Source organism: uncultured Empedobacter sp. (assembly GCF_937930195.1).
Taxonomy (GTDB): Bacteria; Bacteroidota; Bacteroidia; order Flavobacteriales; family Weeksellaceae; genus Empedobacter; species Empedobacter stercoris.
In genome coordinates this window covers 15,457-30,830 of the sequence record NZ_CALGVK010000101.1, presented here as the reverse complement: position 1 = coordinate 30,830, position 15,374 = coordinate 15,457, and the positions used below count along the sequence as shown (strand labels likewise).

General features: G+C 33.6%; 14 protein-coding genes. 5 read left to right on the top strand and 9 right to left on the bottom strand.

Annotated elements, in window-relative coordinates; translation table 11 throughout:
• Window positions 1-56: 56 nt before the first annotated feature.
• Both Q0616_RS06515 and Q0616_RS06510 read right to left on the bottom strand, forming a co-directional pair.
• A complete protein-coding gene (locus Q0616_RS06515; RefSeq protein WP_171622632.1) occupies window positions 57-983 on the bottom strand; it encodes a UDP-3-O-(3-hydroxymyristoyl)glucosamine N-acyltransferase in 927 nt (308 codons plus the stop codon).
• A gap of 87 nt (window positions 984-1,070) precedes the next feature.
• Window positions 1,071-1,853: an META domain-containing protein gene (locus tag Q0616_RS06510; protein WP_260543997.1), complete on the bottom strand. Its 783-nt coding sequence runs from the start codon at window positions 1,851-1,853 to the stop codon at window positions 1,071-1,073.
• A gap of 163 nt (window positions 1,854-2,016) precedes the next feature.
• Between Q0616_RS06510 and dnaG the strand changes: the two genes are divergently transcribed.
• Together dnaG and Q0616_RS06500 are read left to right on the top strand one after the other, a co-directional pair.
• Window positions 2,017-3,960 (top strand): DNA primase, encoded by a 1,944-nt coding sequence (gene dnaG / locus Q0616_RS06505; RefSeq protein ID WP_298775915.1) that lies wholly within the window; start codon window positions 2,017-2,019, stop codon window positions 3,958-3,960.
• Between the two features lie 247 nt (window positions 3,961-4,207).
• Window positions 4,208-4,708, top strand: a complete 501-nt coding sequence (locus tag Q0616_RS06500) for a septal ring lytic transglycosylase RlpA family protein (protein ID WP_260544001.1) — start codon at window positions 4,208-4,210, stop codon at window positions 4,706-4,708.
• Window positions 4,709-4,767: 59 nt separating this feature from the next.
• On the opposite strand, the gene Q0616_RS06495 is transcribed toward Q0616_RS06500, so the two are convergent.
• A complete protein-coding gene (locus tag Q0616_RS06495) occupies window positions 4,768-4,971 on the bottom strand; it encodes a hypothetical protein (RefSeq protein ID WP_225532401.1) in 204 nt (67 codons plus the stop codon).
• A 218-nt stretch (window positions 4,972-5,189) separates the two neighbouring features.
• On the opposite strand from Q0616_RS06495, the gene Q0616_RS06490 reads away from it, so the two are divergent.
• The gene (locus Q0616_RS06490) at window positions 5,190-5,498 is read left to right on the top strand and encodes a hypothetical protein (protein WP_298775912.1); all 309 of its coding nucleotides are present in this window, start codon (window positions 5,190-5,192) and stop codon (window positions 5,496-5,498) included.
• 74 nt (window positions 5,499-5,572) lie between these two features.
• Here the strand turns inward: Q0616_RS06490 and Q0616_RS06485 are convergent, their stop codons facing one another.
• From Q0616_RS06485 to Q0616_RS06460, 6 genes are read right to left on the bottom strand one after another with little or no spacing between them, the layout of a single operon-like run.
• Window positions 5,573-6,910, bottom strand: coding sequence for a hypothetical protein (locus tag Q0616_RS06485; protein ID WP_260544004.1), 1,338 nt, complete (start codon window positions 6,908-6,910; stop codon window positions 5,573-5,575).
• An 18-nt stretch (window positions 6,911-6,928) separates the two neighbouring features.
• The gene (locus tag Q0616_RS06480) at window positions 6,929-7,588 is read right to left on the bottom strand and encodes a cytochrome c (protein ID WP_260544007.1); all 660 of its coding nucleotides are present in this window, start codon (window positions 7,586-7,588) and stop codon (window positions 6,929-6,931) included.
• The gene (locus tag Q0616_RS06475; RefSeq protein ID WP_171622688.1) at window positions 7,588-8,151 is read right to left on the bottom strand and encodes a DUF3341 domain-containing protein; all 564 of its coding nucleotides are present in this window, start codon (window positions 8,149-8,151) and stop codon (window positions 7,588-7,590) included. The genes Q0616_RS06480 and Q0616_RS06475 overlap by 1 nt, the downstream gene beginning before the upstream one ends.
• Window positions 8,138-9,541, bottom strand: coding sequence for an NrfD/PsrC family molybdoenzyme membrane anchor subunit (gene nrfD, locus Q0616_RS06470; protein ID WP_171622626.1), 1,404 nt, complete (start codon window positions 9,539-9,541; stop codon window positions 8,138-8,140). Before nrfD ends, Q0616_RS06475 begins: the two co-directional genes overlap by 14 nt.
• 34 nt (window positions 9,542-9,575) lie before the next feature.
• Window positions 9,576-12,737 (bottom strand): TAT-variant-translocated molybdopterin oxidoreductase, encoded by a 3,162-nt coding sequence (locus Q0616_RS06465; protein WP_225539349.1) that lies wholly within the window; start codon window positions 12,735-12,737, stop codon window positions 9,576-9,578.
• A gap of 22 nt (window positions 12,738-12,759) precedes the next feature.
• The gene (locus Q0616_RS06460; RefSeq protein ID WP_171622624.1) at window positions 12,760-14,178 is read right to left on the bottom strand and encodes a c-type cytochrome; all 1,419 of its coding nucleotides are present in this window, start codon (window positions 14,176-14,178) and stop codon (window positions 12,760-12,762) included.
• 413 nt (window positions 14,179-14,591) lie between these two features.
• Here Q0616_RS06460 and Q0616_RS06455 point away from each other — a divergent pair, with 413 nt between their 5' ends.
• Together Q0616_RS06455 and Q0616_RS06450 are read left to right on the top strand one after the other, a co-directional pair.
• The gene (locus tag Q0616_RS06455) at window positions 14,592-15,080 is read left to right on the top strand and encodes an SPOR domain-containing protein (protein ID WP_260544010.1); all 489 of its coding nucleotides are present in this window, start codon (window positions 14,592-14,594) and stop codon (window positions 15,078-15,080) included.
• 49 nt (window positions 15,081-15,129) lie between these two features.
• The gene (locus tag Q0616_RS06450) at window positions 15,130-15,321 is read left to right on the top strand and encodes a hypothetical protein (protein ID WP_225539351.1); all 192 of its coding nucleotides are present in this window, start codon (window positions 15,130-15,132) and stop codon (window positions 15,319-15,321) included.
• Window positions 15,322-15,374: the final 53 nt, after the last annotated feature.

Here is a 15,374-nt window from a genome sequence, read left to right as displayed (position 1 = left end):
CACTATCTAATTATCGAAACAAGACAAAAATCTATAAGATATTTATCATAAAAAAATTATTTTTTTCTATAATCGCGTACCATTATCTCTGTGGCTGCTATCTTTTTATACAATCCTCTTGCTTCTTCTGCCGGAGTTCCGAAATAAGTTTTCCCTCCTTCCAAAGATTTACTTACACCTGCTTGTGCTAATAAGACTGCTTTTGTACCTATAGTTACACCACTCGTGATCCCAACTTGTCCCCAAATAGAAACTTCGTCTTCTACATTTACGCATCCTGCAATTCCTACCTGAGAAGCAATCAAACATTTTTTACCAATAATCGTATCGTGACCAATCTGAATTAGATTATCCATAATTGTTCCTTCACCAATAATTGTTGAGGCAGATACTCCTCTATCTATTGTACAGTTTGCACCAATTTCGACATGATTTTCAATAATTACATTTCCGACAGATTTTAAACGATCATAACCCGTTTCACGATTTTTGTAATAAAAAGCATCTGCACCCAAAACAGTTCCTGAACGAATAATAACATTATCTCCGATAATCGCATGATCGTTAATTGAAACATTAGAATGAATCACACAATTTTTACCAATTTTAACATGGTTTCCAATGAAAGCACCTGGTTGAATAATTGTCCCCTCCCCTATTTCTGCTGAATCAGAAATTTGCTTATTTGATGGTTGAAATGGTAAAAAATATTGGCCAATCTTTACAAAATCACGAAATGGATCATCAGAAATCAGCAGAGCTTTTCCTTCTGGACAATCAACTTCTTTATTAATTAAAACAATTGTTGCATTAGATTGTAATGCTTTATCGTAATATTTAGGATGGTCAACAAATACAATATCTCCCTCTTCTACACGGTGAATTTCATTGATTCCTTCAACTGGAAAATTTTCGTTTCCAATAAATTTTGCATCTATAATAGATGCAATATCTTTTAATTTATGTGTTTGTGGAAATTTCATCTTTCTCTACTTTTAAAAGTCTACAAATATAAAAATAAAAAAGCTGTCAAAAAATGACAGCTTTAATGATTTATGAATTAAATCGAATTATTTTTTCTTGAAAACCATTGTTTTAACATCATTTGCAAACAAAACTAATTTTCCGTTTTGAATTTCATATTTGTTTACATTGTTAAAACGCTCTCCAAATGCATCAGCATCTACACCTTGACAAGCCATACGTGTTGTCGCAATGTTTTTCACTTTAAGTGAATTTCCAACAGCTAAATAAGCACCTGATAAATTATTACATCCATCATTTCCAGAAACTTTATTATTTTGGAACGTTAAAGTTGGTTTCTGATTTGGAAAACGATCATCCAAAGATTTTGCACTTCTATCTCTACCAATAAATTCTTCTAATTCCCAAGAACCTGCTAAATTCCCTGGACGAACAAAAGTCATTACAACGATATCGTCTTGAATTAATAATAATTTATTATCTGAAATTGAATATTTTAACTTTCCGTTTAATTTTGAACTGAAATTTGAATCTTCTACATTCTCACATGCTTTCATCGTAGACATCATATTTCCGAAAGTAATTTCATTTCCTGAAATTGTAACCCCTCCGTTTAATGTGTTACATCCGTCAGAAGCATTTAACATATTAGTTGAAACAAAATTAAGATAAGGAACACCCATTGGATATGCTTCTGCCAATGTTGCTGCTTTCATAGAATTAACATGACTTAATTCCCATTTACCTAAAATAGAAGTTGTGTTAGTCGTTTCTGTATTTCCACCCATATTATTTACCGTAGAACAAGATGTTAAAAATCCTGTTGCTAAAATTGCTGCAAAAGATATTTTTAAGATTGTTGATTTCATAAAATTTAATTTCAAGTTTCTTCGTATTATACGAATACCATACCAAAATTGAAATATGTTAAAAATCTTTTCTACAATGCTTTTAAGAAAGATGAATTGATATCAATAAAAAGTTATAATTTTGAAAAATAAATCTGGTTTCATCCCTCAAAAATAATTCAATTTGATTTCTCAAAGAACAATAGATATAATCTTCGAAACAGCTCGTGTAGAAGAAGTTGTTGGTGATTTTGTCACTCTGAAACGTGCAGGTTCCAGTTTAAAAGGACTTTCGCCTTTTGGCAATGAAAAAACTCCTTCTTTTGTCGTATCACCTGCTAAACAAATTTGGAAAGATTTTTCATCAGGTAGAGGAGGAAATGTTGTCACTTTTTTAATGGAAGTTGAACAGTTTACCTATCCTGAAGCTTTGCGATGGTTGGCAAAACGTTATAACATCGAAATTGAAGAAGATGGAGAATATAATTTTGAGCAACAGCAAGAAGAAAAAGAACGAGAAAGTTTATATATTTTGACTGATTTTGCAAAGAAATTCTTTGTGAATCAATTACATAATTCCGAAGAAGGAAATTTAATTGGTCTTAGCTATTTCCGGGAACGCGGTTTTACAAAAGAAACGATTGATAAATTTGAACTCGGTTATTCACCAAAACAATGGGATGCATTAGCAGAACATGCTTTAAAAAACGGATATTCAAAAGAATTAATTGAGGAAGCTGGTTTAGCTACGTTTAAAGAAGATCATAAAAAATATGATAAATTTCGCGAACGTGTCATGTTTCCTATTTACAGTTTTTCTGGAAGAACTTTAGGTTTTGGAGGGCGTATTCTACGTAATGATGCCAAAGCTGCAAAGTATTTAAATTCTCCCGAAAATAAAATTTACCACAAAAGTAAAACACTTTATGGTTTATTTCAGGCAAAACAACATATTACAAAAGCCGATCAATGTTTTTTAGTTGAAGGTTATACTGATGTACTTTCTTTACATCAAGCAGGGATACAAAACGTAGTGGCAAGTTCTGGAACAGCGCTAACAAATGAACAAATTCGTTTGATAAAGCGTTTAACAGAAAACATCGTCGTGATGTATGATGGTGATAATGCTGGTATTAAAGCTTCTTTCCGAGGAATAGATATGATTCTGGAACAAGAAATGAACGTCAAAATTCTATTGTTACCAGAAGGTGAAGACCCGGATTCTTTTGCTAAGAAACATTCGACAACAGAAATTGAAGCTTATATAAAATCAAATGCAACAGACTTTATTCGTTTCAAAGCAAATGTTTTATTAGAAGATGCGAAAAATGATCCAATCAAAAAAGCTGAATTAATTCGAGAAATTGTCAAATCAATTTCACTGATTCCAAATATTATTAAACAAGAAGTTTATATTGCGGAAACTTCTAAAATAATGGAAATTCGTGAAGAAGTTTTGTTCAAAGAATTGGCTCAATTACAAAATTCTAATGACAAATCGACCTCTTCTTCTCATATCACCGATCAGTCGAGAACAAAAAAACCAGCCATTTCAATCGTTCCTTCAACAAAAGAAGTTATCAATGCACAGCAAACTGTAGAGAATGAAATTATTAAGCTTATCATGCAATTTGGTGATTTGGAAGTTGATTTAAAGAACGAAAACAACGAACTATATAAAACAACGGTTAACCAAGAAATCATTACCCAATTTGAAGAAAACAATTTGAGTTTGAGTAATCCACTTTTTCAATCGATTTTGGATGATGTAAAAACTGGTTTAGAAAATGATGAACTACGAACAGGAACTTATTTTTCTCGATTAAGCAATCCCGAAATTGTAAATCTTGCCTCTGAAATGATGATGGAAAAACATAGTTTAAGTGAAAATTGGACGGTAAAACAAGGTATCAATATCAAAAAGAAAGAAGAGTTTGTACACAAAGATTTGTTCGATGTCTTATTACGTTTCAAGATTATTTACATCGATAATGTGATAAAAGAGTTAATGCAACAAACCAAAAACACTGATTTATCAATTGAAGAAACGAACCAAATTCTTCAACAGATTATGCATTTTACTGGTTTGAAAAATATCTTAAATCAACATCTTAATCGTGTAATTTAATTCACGCGTTTGTTAAATATTCCGTATTAACCTAATACTCTATAAATTAACGATTAATTAAAGGCTTTTCTTAAAAATTTTAATAAGTGTCATTTTTTTTAACTTAACGTTAACAACTATTCGTAATACAGCTGATAATAATGAATTAGAAGTGTTTTATTAATTGAAAATCAATAAAAAATACTATGCATGTCTAATTAAATTCAATAATTCTTATTTTAGATACAGATTCAGAAAAAACTAAAGAATGACAAAGAATTTTTTAACATTATTAGTAATGCTGATGATTATTCCGTTTGCACAAGCAAAGGAAGAATCAAATTTTTCAACAGTAAGTCCTTTACCATTGCCGGTATCAGTTTATACAAAAAATTTAAAATCTACTCTCCTTAATAAAGTAGCAGATTTAAATAAAATAGACAACACAACTGTTGCAGAAATAGTGGAAAAAGCTGGAAATAAAGTAAGCGGAATAGTTTCTTGGTATGCAGACAAATTTCACGGAAAAAAAACTTCGAGTGGCGAATTATACAATAAAAATAACTTCACAGCTGCTCATAAAACATTACCTTTCGGTACAAAAGTAAAAGTAACAAATACAAATAATGGTAAATCTGTAGTTGTAAAGATAAACGACAGAGGACCGCATACAAAATCAAGATTATTAGATTTGAGTAAAGCAGCGTTTACATCTATAGGTTCTACGAGTGCAGGAATTCTGAACGTACAAATGGAAGTTGTAGATTAAACCGATTTTTAGATATTAAAACAAAAAAAAGGATTGAATGTATTCAATCCTTTTTTTTGTTAATCATCGTAATGTTTATGATGATTTTTCTTTTTGTAATATTTATTATGCTTTTTTTGTTGACCTGGTGCATAATATTTCGCAGACTTATCTCCATGTATCTTTTTATGTTGTCCAGGTGGGAGATTTCTATGGTTATCATACCTTGCATCATATTTGGGATACTTTTTATACTTTTTCTTTTTATGATGTGTATGCTCAATACCATAAATTGTAGTAGAACCATCACAAGAAGTTAGAAATAAAGCCGCAAGTGCAAAGATTGCAACTAAATTAATTTTCTTTAAAACTGTTAATTTCATCATCACTTTAATATATAATGTGAAGAGTAAGACAAGAACCTTACCAAAAATATAATTTAATAAATTTAATTGTCTTTAATGGAATAGTATTTGAGAATCAATTCATAAACCATTAAAATATGAAAGAAAAAATTCAATACCGTTATAAAACTACTAACGAAGCTTTAACGGAGTTAACTGAAAACGGTTTTATAATTGATTATAATATCGAAAAAGGACAATTAAAGCAGAATCCTGAACATTTTGATATTGTATGTATTTACCGTTACGAAGGAATGTCAGATCCTGATGATGAATCTTCTGTTTATGGAATAATTAATAATCAGAGTGGTGATAAGGGGGTATACGTTGTAGGAAATTTATCTATGGGTGATGATGTAGATCAATTTATTGTGAATTTAGAAATTAAACGTAGAACAATTAAATAATAATCATTATTAATAAAATAAAAAAGCTCGATACATATGTATCGAGCTTTTTAGATTTTATAACATCTTTCTGATTAGAAAGGATATTCATAAATTTTTGATTCGTGGAAATAAGGGTGACCTTTTGCTTCTAAGTTTAATTTAGAAACTGCATTCATTACTACGAATGTAAATAATCCTCCAATTCCAACTAACGATCCAATTTCCATTAATCCGAAATTGTGGAACGGTCCAACTGCTGCTGGCATAATTTGGTTGTAGAAATCCCAATAGTGTCCAATAATGATTACAAATCCCATCACGAAAACGATTTGGTAACGACGTTTCATGCTTGATGAAATTAAAATCAAGAATGGAGCTACTAAGTTGATTACTAACATCCAGTAGTATAATGGATATTGCGCCATACGTTGTTGGAAGTATTGAGCTTCCTCAGGAATGTTTGCATACCATTGTAACATAAACTGACAGAACCATAAGTAAGACCATAATAATGAGAAACCGAACATATATTTTGTTAAATCATGTAAGTGGTTATCATTGAATAATGGTAAAGCATTCTTTCTTTTTAAGTAGATTGAAATAATTGCCATAATAGAAACCGCAGAAACTAAGTATGAAACCATTCCGTACCACATAAATAAAGAAGAGAACCAGTGTGGATCTAAAGACATCACGAAATCCCATGCAAAAGCTGCAGAACAAAGTGCAAAAATCACTAAATAAATAACTGATTTTTTGTACAATTGAGCGTAAACTTTTAAGTCTCCGTTTGTTTCATCTAATTTGCGAGTTGCATTTTTAATAACTGGTAACATTAAAGATAATACTACCAAGTAAATAATACAACGAACTAACCAGAAGTTAGGACTTAACCAAAGCTGTGCTTTGTTCGCCATAAAGATGTCATACTTAGCATTGTCTGGATCTATTAAATCAGCATCCATCCAGTGGAATAAATGATTCATGTGAAAATAAGATCCTAATACGATGATTGCTAAAAGAGCAGAACCTACTGGTAAGAAAGAAGCTACAGCTTCCATTACACGAGATACTACCATCGACCAACCTGCATTTGCTACGAATTGAATACATAAGAAAAACAATGCTGAAGCTGCGATACCAAAAGCTAAATAAGCAGGTACATAGAAAGCAGCCCAAGGTCTATTTTTCAATAAATTCTCTAAATGGTGCATATGTGCATCATGATCTGTGTTCATCGATGCAAATGAATCTGAAATATACTCACCAAAAAATTGAGTTGGGTGAGCTTCAATCAAACCGTTAATATATTCAGTTGAATTAGCAACATCTTGTTGATGTAAGAAAAATCCTATCCCGTAAAGCACAACACCTATCACTGTTAGAATAAGTGATGCATTTTTTAATCTTGGGGAAAATGTATATTGCATAATAATTAACTTATTTTATTATTTATTAGTTGCTGTTTCTTCAGTTGCAGGTGTTGCTTCTGCAGCAGGTGCAGCAGTTGAACCACCTTTTAAACTCATTACATATTCAGCAACTCTCCAACGGTCTGCAGGAGTCAATTGAGATGCGTAAGAACCCATCGCATTTTTTCCATACATAATTACATGATAAACAGAACCTACTGTAATCTCTCTTTCTCCGTAAGTCGGAACTCCAGAATAAGCTTTAGATTTTACGATTGATCCTTGTCCATCACCTGCGTCACCGTGACAAACTGCACAGTTTTGACCATATAACACTTTTCCTCTTTCTAAATCCGCAGTTTTGGTTGCAGCATCTAATGGAGAAACAGTTACACTTTTTGATTGAGCATAACCAGCATTATTGTTTTTGAAAGTCCATGGCAAAATATCACCATCAGTTCTTGCAACAGCACCTTCTACAGATTCTAATGCAGACATATTGTGATTTTTATTCATTACAGGAACTTCAGAGTTCTCTTTATCTTCAGGGTAACCGTAAGTTGCCTTTTCATAAGGATCATATGCTGTCGAATAATACATATCCGGCATATATACGATACTCGCGTCACGTTTTTTATCAGAACAAGAAGTGATAATAATACTTCCTAATCCTATAAGTAATGCTATCTTTTTCATTATGCTTCTTGTACTAAATTGTTAACACTTGGTTCTACGACTACATCACCTTTTACTGTTACTTCTTCAGCACCAGTTTCTACAAATACATTTTTGATTTTCTCAACATCAGCAGTTCTGATTTCGATTAAGAATTTATCATCTGTTGTACGTGGATCTGGGTTTTTAGCTTTCGCACCTGGGTACATTTTGTTACGCGCTAAATATGTTAATGACATAAAGTGCGCTGCACAGAAAACTGTCAACTCGAACATAATAGGAACGAACGCTGGCATATTTTCTCCCCAAGAGAAAGATGGTTTACCACCGATATCTTGAGCCCAATCATGGTTCATAATAAACCATGTCATCAAAGATGCTAATGTTGTTCCAAATGCACCGTAGAAGAAAGCAAGGTCAGAAATACGAGTTTTCTTTAAACCTAAGGCTTTATCTAAACCGTGTACAGGGAAAGGTGTATATACTTCATCTATCGTAATACCTTGTTTACGTATAGATTTTACTGCTTTTAATAAATCATCATCGTCTCCGTAAAGACCATAAACGATTTTAGTGTTCGTGATGCTCATCTTCAGTATGATGTTTTTTATAGCTTTCGCCTGATGATTTCAAAATAGTTTTTAATTCAGATTGTGAAATAACTGGGAATGTACGTGCGTACAATAAGTATAACACAGAAAAGAATCCCATAGTACCTAAGAAGATACCTACGTCTACCCATGAAGGCATAAACATTGTCCAGCTTGATGGTAAATAGTCACGAGATAAGTTGATAACGATAATATCAAAACGCTCGAACCACATACCAATGTTAACTACGATAGAGATAACGAATGTCCAGAAGAAGTTTCTTCTAATTGAACGAATCCATAATAACCCTGGTACTAAAACGTTACAAATAATTAACGCCCAGAATGCCCACCAATAAGGTCCTGTTGCTGCTCCTGGAGAAAAATATGTAAAGTCTTCGTAACGAGATCCTGAATACCAAGCGATCCATAACTCAGTTAAATAAGCTACTGCAACCATACCACCTGTTACAACGATTACAATATTCATGTACTCGATATGTTTACGTGTGATATAATCTTCATAGTGTAAAACTTTACGCATTACACTTAATAATGTTTGTACCATCGCGAAACCAGAGAAAATAGCTCCAGCAACGAAATAAGGAGGATATACTGTTGAGTGCCATCCTTTGATTACCGATGTTGCGAAGTCAAAAGATACAATCGTGTGTACCGAGAATACTAACGGTGTACATAAACCAGCTAATACCAAAGATAACTCTTCGAAACGTTGCCAGTGTTTTGCTCCACCACCCCATCCGAATGATAAGATTCCGTAGATTTTCTTAGCGAATGGTTTTGTTGCACGGTCACGTATCATAGCGAAGTCAGGAATTAATCCCATCAACCAGAAAACTGTTGATACAGAGAAATACGTAGAAATCGCGAATACGTCCCATAACAATGGTGAGTTAAAGTTAGGCCATAATGATCCAAATTGGTTAGGAATTGGGAAAACCCAATACATTAACCATGGACGACCCATGTGGATTACAGGGAATAACGCTGCCTGTACAACGGCGAAGATCGTCATGGCTTCCGCAGAACGGTTAACCGACATTCTCCATTTTTGACGGAATAATAATAAAACGGCTGAGATTAACGTACCAGCGTGACCAATACCTACCCACCATACAAAGTTGGTGATATCCCATCCCCAGTTAATCGTTCTATTCAATCCCCAAACACCAATACCAGTTCCAACTGTATAAGCAATTGCACCAACACCAAAGATGAATGCTACCATTGCAATACCGAAACATAGCCACCACAATTTACTTGCAGGCGTCTCAATTGGACGTGCAATGTCTACTGTGATATCGTGGTAGGTTTTATGTCCTAAAATAAGGGGCTCTCTTACCTGTGATTCGTAATGTGACATATTTGTTTACCTTATTAATTCTTTATTAATTTAATTAAGCTTGTTCTTTTCTGTTTCTAACTTTTACTTGATAGATAACATTTGGTTTTGTACCAATTTCTTCTAATAAAACGTAAGAACGTTTATCTTTCGATACTTGTCTTACTTCTGATTTATCATCATTGATATCTCCAAATTTCATCGCTCCTGTTCCACAAGCAGCAGCACAAGCAGCAGCAGCCATAAACTCTTCGTCTTTAACTACTCTGTTTTCTTTCTTAGCTTTTAAGATTGCAGCTTGCGTTTGTTGGATACAGAATGAACATTTCTCAATTACACCTCGTGTTCTTACAACAACATCTGGATTAAGTACCATACGACCTAAATCATTGTTCATGTGGAAGTCGAATTTATCGTTATTCGCCCAGTTAAACCAGTTGAAACGACGTACTTTATAAGGACAGTTATTCGCACAGTAACGAGTACCAACACAACGGTTATAAGCCATCATATTTTGACCTTGACGACCATGAGATGTTGCTCCTACTGGACACACAGTCTCACAAGGAGCGTGGTTACAGTGTTGACACATTAATGGTTGGAAAATCACATCTGGATTTTCTGCCTCTGGCTTAATTAATCGTGTATATTGTTGTGGTTCGTTATCTGGATCAGATTCTAACGCAACTTTCTGAGTTAATTTTCCGTTTGGATCATTGTATGTTACATCAGAGTAGTAACGGTCAATTCTTAACCAGTACATATCTCTTGACATACGCATTTCCTCTTTACCGACAGTTGGTACGTTGTTTTCTGCTTGACAAGCAATTACACACGCTCCACATCCTGTACAAGCATTCATATCAATTGTTAAATTGAAGTGAGGTCCTGTTGAACGATCAAAACTTGCCCATAAGTCAACTTCACCTACAGGAGAATCTCCTCTCCAAGTTGGCATTTTAGCAACTGGATTCCATTCTTGACGGTCTGTATTGATAAAATCAGCTAAAGAAACTTCTCTTGCGATTTCGTAACGACCCATCAATGTTGGTTGTTGCTGCATATTAGCGAACTCATGTTTATCTGTACGAGAAGATTTTTCAATTTTAACGTTAGAAACTCCAACTGTTCCGTTATATAATGTATAAGCATTAACCCCTACATTATTTGAAACTTTACCAGCTTTTGTGCGACCGTAACCGAAAGCTAAACCTACAGTTCCGATAGCTTGACCTGGCTGAATGAATACTGGAACGTTTTCTAAAACAACTCCATTAACAGTTAAGTTTACATACTCACCGTCAAATTGCATTCTTCCATTTGTAACGTTGTAGTTATCTTGAATTTTGATTCCTAATTTCTCCGCATCATTTGGATTAACTGTTAAATAGTTATCCCAAGAGTTACGTGTAATTGGATCTGGTAATTCTTGTAACCAAGGATTATTAGCCTGAGTACCATCTCCTAATCCAGCTTTAGAATAGAATTGGATTTCCCATTCTGTTGCTTTACCTGCAGCTAATTTAGCAGAAGCAGCAGAAGCAGCAGCTGTGTTAGCTGTAAAAGCCGTAGTTTCAGCCGCTTCATTATAACCATTGTATAATGCTTTGTTGAAATCTACACCTAATTTTGGTAAAATAGCTGAATCCCAATTTTGTTTTACGTATAAGTAAAATGGAGATACTTTTTGTCTTGTTGCAGAAACTGCCATCACCATAATTGGATCATTTGGATCTTCTACTTCAGTCACTTCAGTTACTCCTGTCATCCAAGCAATTAATGAATCTTGGAATTGACGAGAATCAAAAATACGTGGAATTGTTGGTTGTTGTAATGAGTACACACCTGTTATTGGGCTGAAATCATTCCAAGACTCTAAACCGTGAGTAACTGGAGCGATAACGTCCATTACTGATGCAGTTTCGTCTAATTTTTCAACTAAACCAACTTTAAGTCCAATGTTTTTGAAAGCTGCTTCAATTTCTTTTGCGTTTTTCGCGTTGTAAATTGGATTCGTTTGGAAGTTTAATAAAACTCCAACTTGCCCAGCTTTAGCGTCTGCAATGAATTGATTGAATACAGTATCGTTAGACTCTTTTAATAATACAGCTTTATCTGAAACTACAGCTGATCCTAAAACTTGGTTAATTGCGAATGCAATAGTATACGCTTCTTTAGAACCATCAGCCATTACAACTGCTTTAGAACCTTTTTCTTTTAACTCAGCAACAATTGCTTTTGCTTCTTTAGATGAAGCAGCTCCACCTGTTAATCCTTGATAAACTTCTGCTAACACTTTTTCAGTATCAGTTGGTTTTAAAGGATAACGTGTATCAGCATTTGCTCCTGTTAAAGATAAAATAGACTCTACTTGGATGTGACGCATCATGTTTGCTCCTGGTTTACGAGCTACACCATAATCACCTTCCATTCCACCACCATTGTAGTCACCTAAGAAATCTGCGTTGAAAGAAACAACTAATTCAGCATTCTTAAGATCATAGAATGGTAATTCTCTTTTTCCGTATACTTCTTGTGCAGCATCTAATGCATTCGAATAAGAAATTGCATCATATACTACATGTTGAGTTGTTGGATATTTTGTTGCGAATTCTGCAATCAACTTTTTAGTTGTTGGAGAAGGTAAAGACGGAGTTAAAATAACTACTTTCTTTCCTCCTACAGATGCTAATGCTTTAGAAACAGTAGCGTCTAAATCTTTCCAAGATGTTGCTTTGAAATTCTCACCACCGTTAATTAAAGGTGATTTTATTTTATCAGAATCATATAATGATAATACAGATGCTTGAACACGAGCATTTGTAGAACCAAAATATTTCGCTCCTTTATTTGCATCAATTCTAATTGGACGACCTTCTCTTGTACGTACTAATACACTCGCATAATCGTATCCATCAAAAACTGTAGATGCATAATATGTAGGCACACCAGGCATAATATTTTCTGGTTTCACTACGTAAGGAACAGATTTTACGATTGGAGCTTCACAGGCTGCTAATGTAACAGCAGCTGTACTGAACCCTAAAATCTTCAAAAAGTCACGTCGTGAAGTTTGACTATTCTCCATGGCGTTGTCATTCCCTAAGAAATTGTCTACGGGAATTTCTTCTGCAAATTCATTGGTAGTTAACTTTTCATTTAATGTATTGTCAGTTAACTCCTCAAAACTTTTCCAGTAATTTTTCTTCGAAGCCATTTATACTCCTCTCTTTTTTATATTAATAATGACATTTACCACACTCTAAACCTCCGATAGCATCAACTGTAATCTTAGTTGCGTCACCGTACTGTTTTTTTAACTTTTCGTGTAGTTCTGCGTAATATTCTTTGTTATACTCGTTGTCCATATCTACCTCAGTAGTTCTGTGACATTCGATACACCATCCCATTGTGAAATCATTCGCCATTTTCACTTCGTTCATCTCATCAACACGTCCGTGACAAGCGAAACAAGTTTGGTCTCCTGATCCAATGTTCAATTCTTTTGCATTTGGAATTGTCCCATCCTTAATTGCTTTCTTAATCGCTTTTTCTCCAGCTACAACGTGTTGTGCGTGGCTAAAGAATACGAAATCTGGCATATTGTGGATACGTACCCATTCGATTGGTTTTTGTGGACCATCGTATTTGTTCGTTTCTGGATTCCATCCAATCGCTTTATACATTTTTTGGATTTCTCCTGTGTAGAAATTTTTAACAGCGTCTTCATCTGCGAATTTACCAGAAGTGATTAATTCTTCTTCGAAGTAATCTCCTTTGTATTCTTTGATTGTTTTGTGACAGTTCATACATACGTTTGGTGAAGGAATTCCAGACACTTTACCGTATTTCGCTGAACTATGACAATACTGACAATCAATCCCTTGCACGCCTGCGTGAACTTTATGAGAGAAGTAGATCGGTTGTTCCGGCTCGTAACCTTTGTCAACACCTACACCCATTAATCCCCAATACACATTGTACAATGCAAAGAATGCTAATACAGCAATTACTACACCACCAACTTTTTGGTATTTTTGGAAGAAGTCAGCAAAAGAAAAAGCAGCTTGCTCATCTTTAGAATTTAAATCTTCTGTAGCTGTTGCTTTAACCAATGCATTAACGCGAACTAAAATCCACAATAACAATGCAGCTAAAACTACAAAACCTACAGCGATAATCCCTGTACTTGCTCCTCCACCTTGTGCAGCTTCAGCAGCTTTTTTATCAGCAGCCTCCTTCTTTTTCAAAGCTTTAGCTTCCTCAAAAGCTTTCACTCCTCCATCAGGATCTGCTGTATATGCTAAAATATTATCAATATCACCATCTGATAAGTTAGGGAAAGCTAACATCTCAGTGTTATTGTAATCAGCATAAATTTTGTTTGCATACGCATCTCCAGATTCGCGCAAAGCTTTGTTGTCCTTAATCCAAGCGTGTAACCACTCTTTTCCAAGTCCAGCTTGCTCTTGTACGCGTTTCTCAACATCACGTAATTCCGGCCCAATTAACTCACCATCAATTTGGTGACATGCTGTACAGTTAGCTTCGAATAACTCGTAACCTTTACCTGCATCTTGGGCATTTGCTAAGGAGAACGTCGATAGTATTATCGCGCAGCTCCATAAACGTATTCTTTTTAGAAATCTTGCCTTCATTTACTTAAATAATCTCAGTTCGTTGTTTCTTTTAACTCGTTTTTATTTGAACACTTAACTATCAGCAAAAATAGCTTCAATACTTAATAAAATCATAAAGTTTACATACTGAACTTTGTCATTGAGCTTAATTTAAAACGTTTCTAAATTAATTATTGAAAAAATTATGATGAAAATAATCTCTATTTGATTTGAGATTAGAGCTTTTCATTTGATGAAAAATCTATTTAACATAATTTCTTTAAAATAATTTTAATATTTTTTATTCAAAAAAGACAATAAAAAGAATCTAATCCATCCTTTAAAGTGAAAAAAAGGTTAATTTGGAATAATATTCGTAGTAAGAAAATAAAAGTCTATAAAATTTAATAACTTAATTGTAAAAAGTATATTTGCACATATTAATTCATCCTATGAAAAAATTTATCTTTTTATTTCTTATCAGTTTTTCTAGTTGTGGTTTTGCACAAAATAAAATTGATACTGTTCAGATTATTAATAACGGTACATTGAACATGGAAATTGATAGTAGAATAAATACTGTATTAAAAGCGAAAGAAGACGCAGTCTGTGTTCATAATGCACCTATCAAAAAAAACACAGAGAAAAAACCTATTGTACATTCCAACGATCCATGTGCTGGAACACCACAAATAAATGGTTTCAAAATTCAGATATATTATTCGAAAGATAGAAAGGACGCTGACAAAGTAAGAAATGAATTTGCCCGTTCTTTTCCTGAGTTGTCGTCTCAAACCGCATACTTTTCACCAGATTATCGTGTTTTAGTTGGTGATTATTTTACAAGAGCATCAGCTTCGAGAGATATTCGTCGTTTAAAATCAAAATACAATAGCGCTTTTTCGATTCCATTCAAAGTATTGTGTAGAAAAGCAAAATAAGCGTTATCATTATTAGTTCTAATCATCATTTTCTTTAAAAAAATGAGAGATGTATCCTTATCATAACAAAATAAAACAACGAATAAATAATGGTGAATTGGTTTCGTACGAATTTGTAGAAAAATATAAAAATATTTCAACATGCTTGGTTTTATATTTCAAAGCAGAACCTTATACACGACCGATTCGTGAACACCGTTTTTCTGAATATAAACTCTTATTAAAAATAGAGGACAAATAATTTATTTTTCGATTTTAAAATTATTGAAAATATAATAAAGCGTTATCAAATTT

Bases quoted from the DNA above. Each gene is read 5' to 3' on its own strand.
- Q0616_RS06450 (WP_225539351.1), top strand. From the start codon at position 15,130: ATGTATCCTTATCATAACAAAATAAAACAACGAATAAATAATGGTGAA.
- Q0616_RS06490 (WP_298775912.1), top strand. From the start codon at position 5,190: ATGAAAGAAAAAATTCAATACCGTTATAAAACTACTAACGAAGCTTTA.
- Q0616_RS06480 (WP_260544007.1), bottom strand. From the start codon at position 7,588: ATGAAAAAGATAGCATTACTTATAGGATTAGGAAGTATTATTATCACT.
- Q0616_RS06455 (WP_260544010.1), top strand. From the start codon at position 14,592: ATGAAAAAATTTATCTTTTTATTTCTTATCAGTTTTTCTAGTTGTGGT.
- Q0616_RS06485 (WP_260544004.1), bottom strand. From the start codon at position 6,910: ATGCAATATACATTTTCCCCAAGATTAAAAAATGCATCACTTATTCTA.
- Q0616_RS06510 (WP_260543997.1), bottom strand. From the start codon at position 1,853: ATGAAATCAACAATCTTAAAAATATCTTTTGCAGCAATTTTAGCAACA.
- Q0616_RS06500 (WP_260544001.1), top strand. From the start codon at position 4,208: ATGACAAAGAATTTTTTAACATTATTAGTAATGCTGATGATTATTCCG.
- Q0616_RS06460 (WP_171622624.1), bottom strand. From the start codon at position 14,178: ATGAAGGCAAGATTTCTAAAAAGAATACGTTTATGGAGCTGCGCGATA.
- nrfD (WP_171622626.1), bottom strand. From the start codon at position 9,541: ATGTCACATTACGAATCACAGGTAAGAGAGCCCCTTATTTTAGGACAT.
- Q0616_RS06465 (WP_225539349.1), bottom strand. From the start codon at position 12,737: ATGGCTTCGAAGAAAAATTACTGGAAAAGTTTTGAGGAGTTAACTGAC.
- Q0616_RS06515 (WP_171622632.1), bottom strand. From the start codon at position 983: ATGAAATTTCCACAAACACATAAATTAAAAGATATTGCATCTATTATA.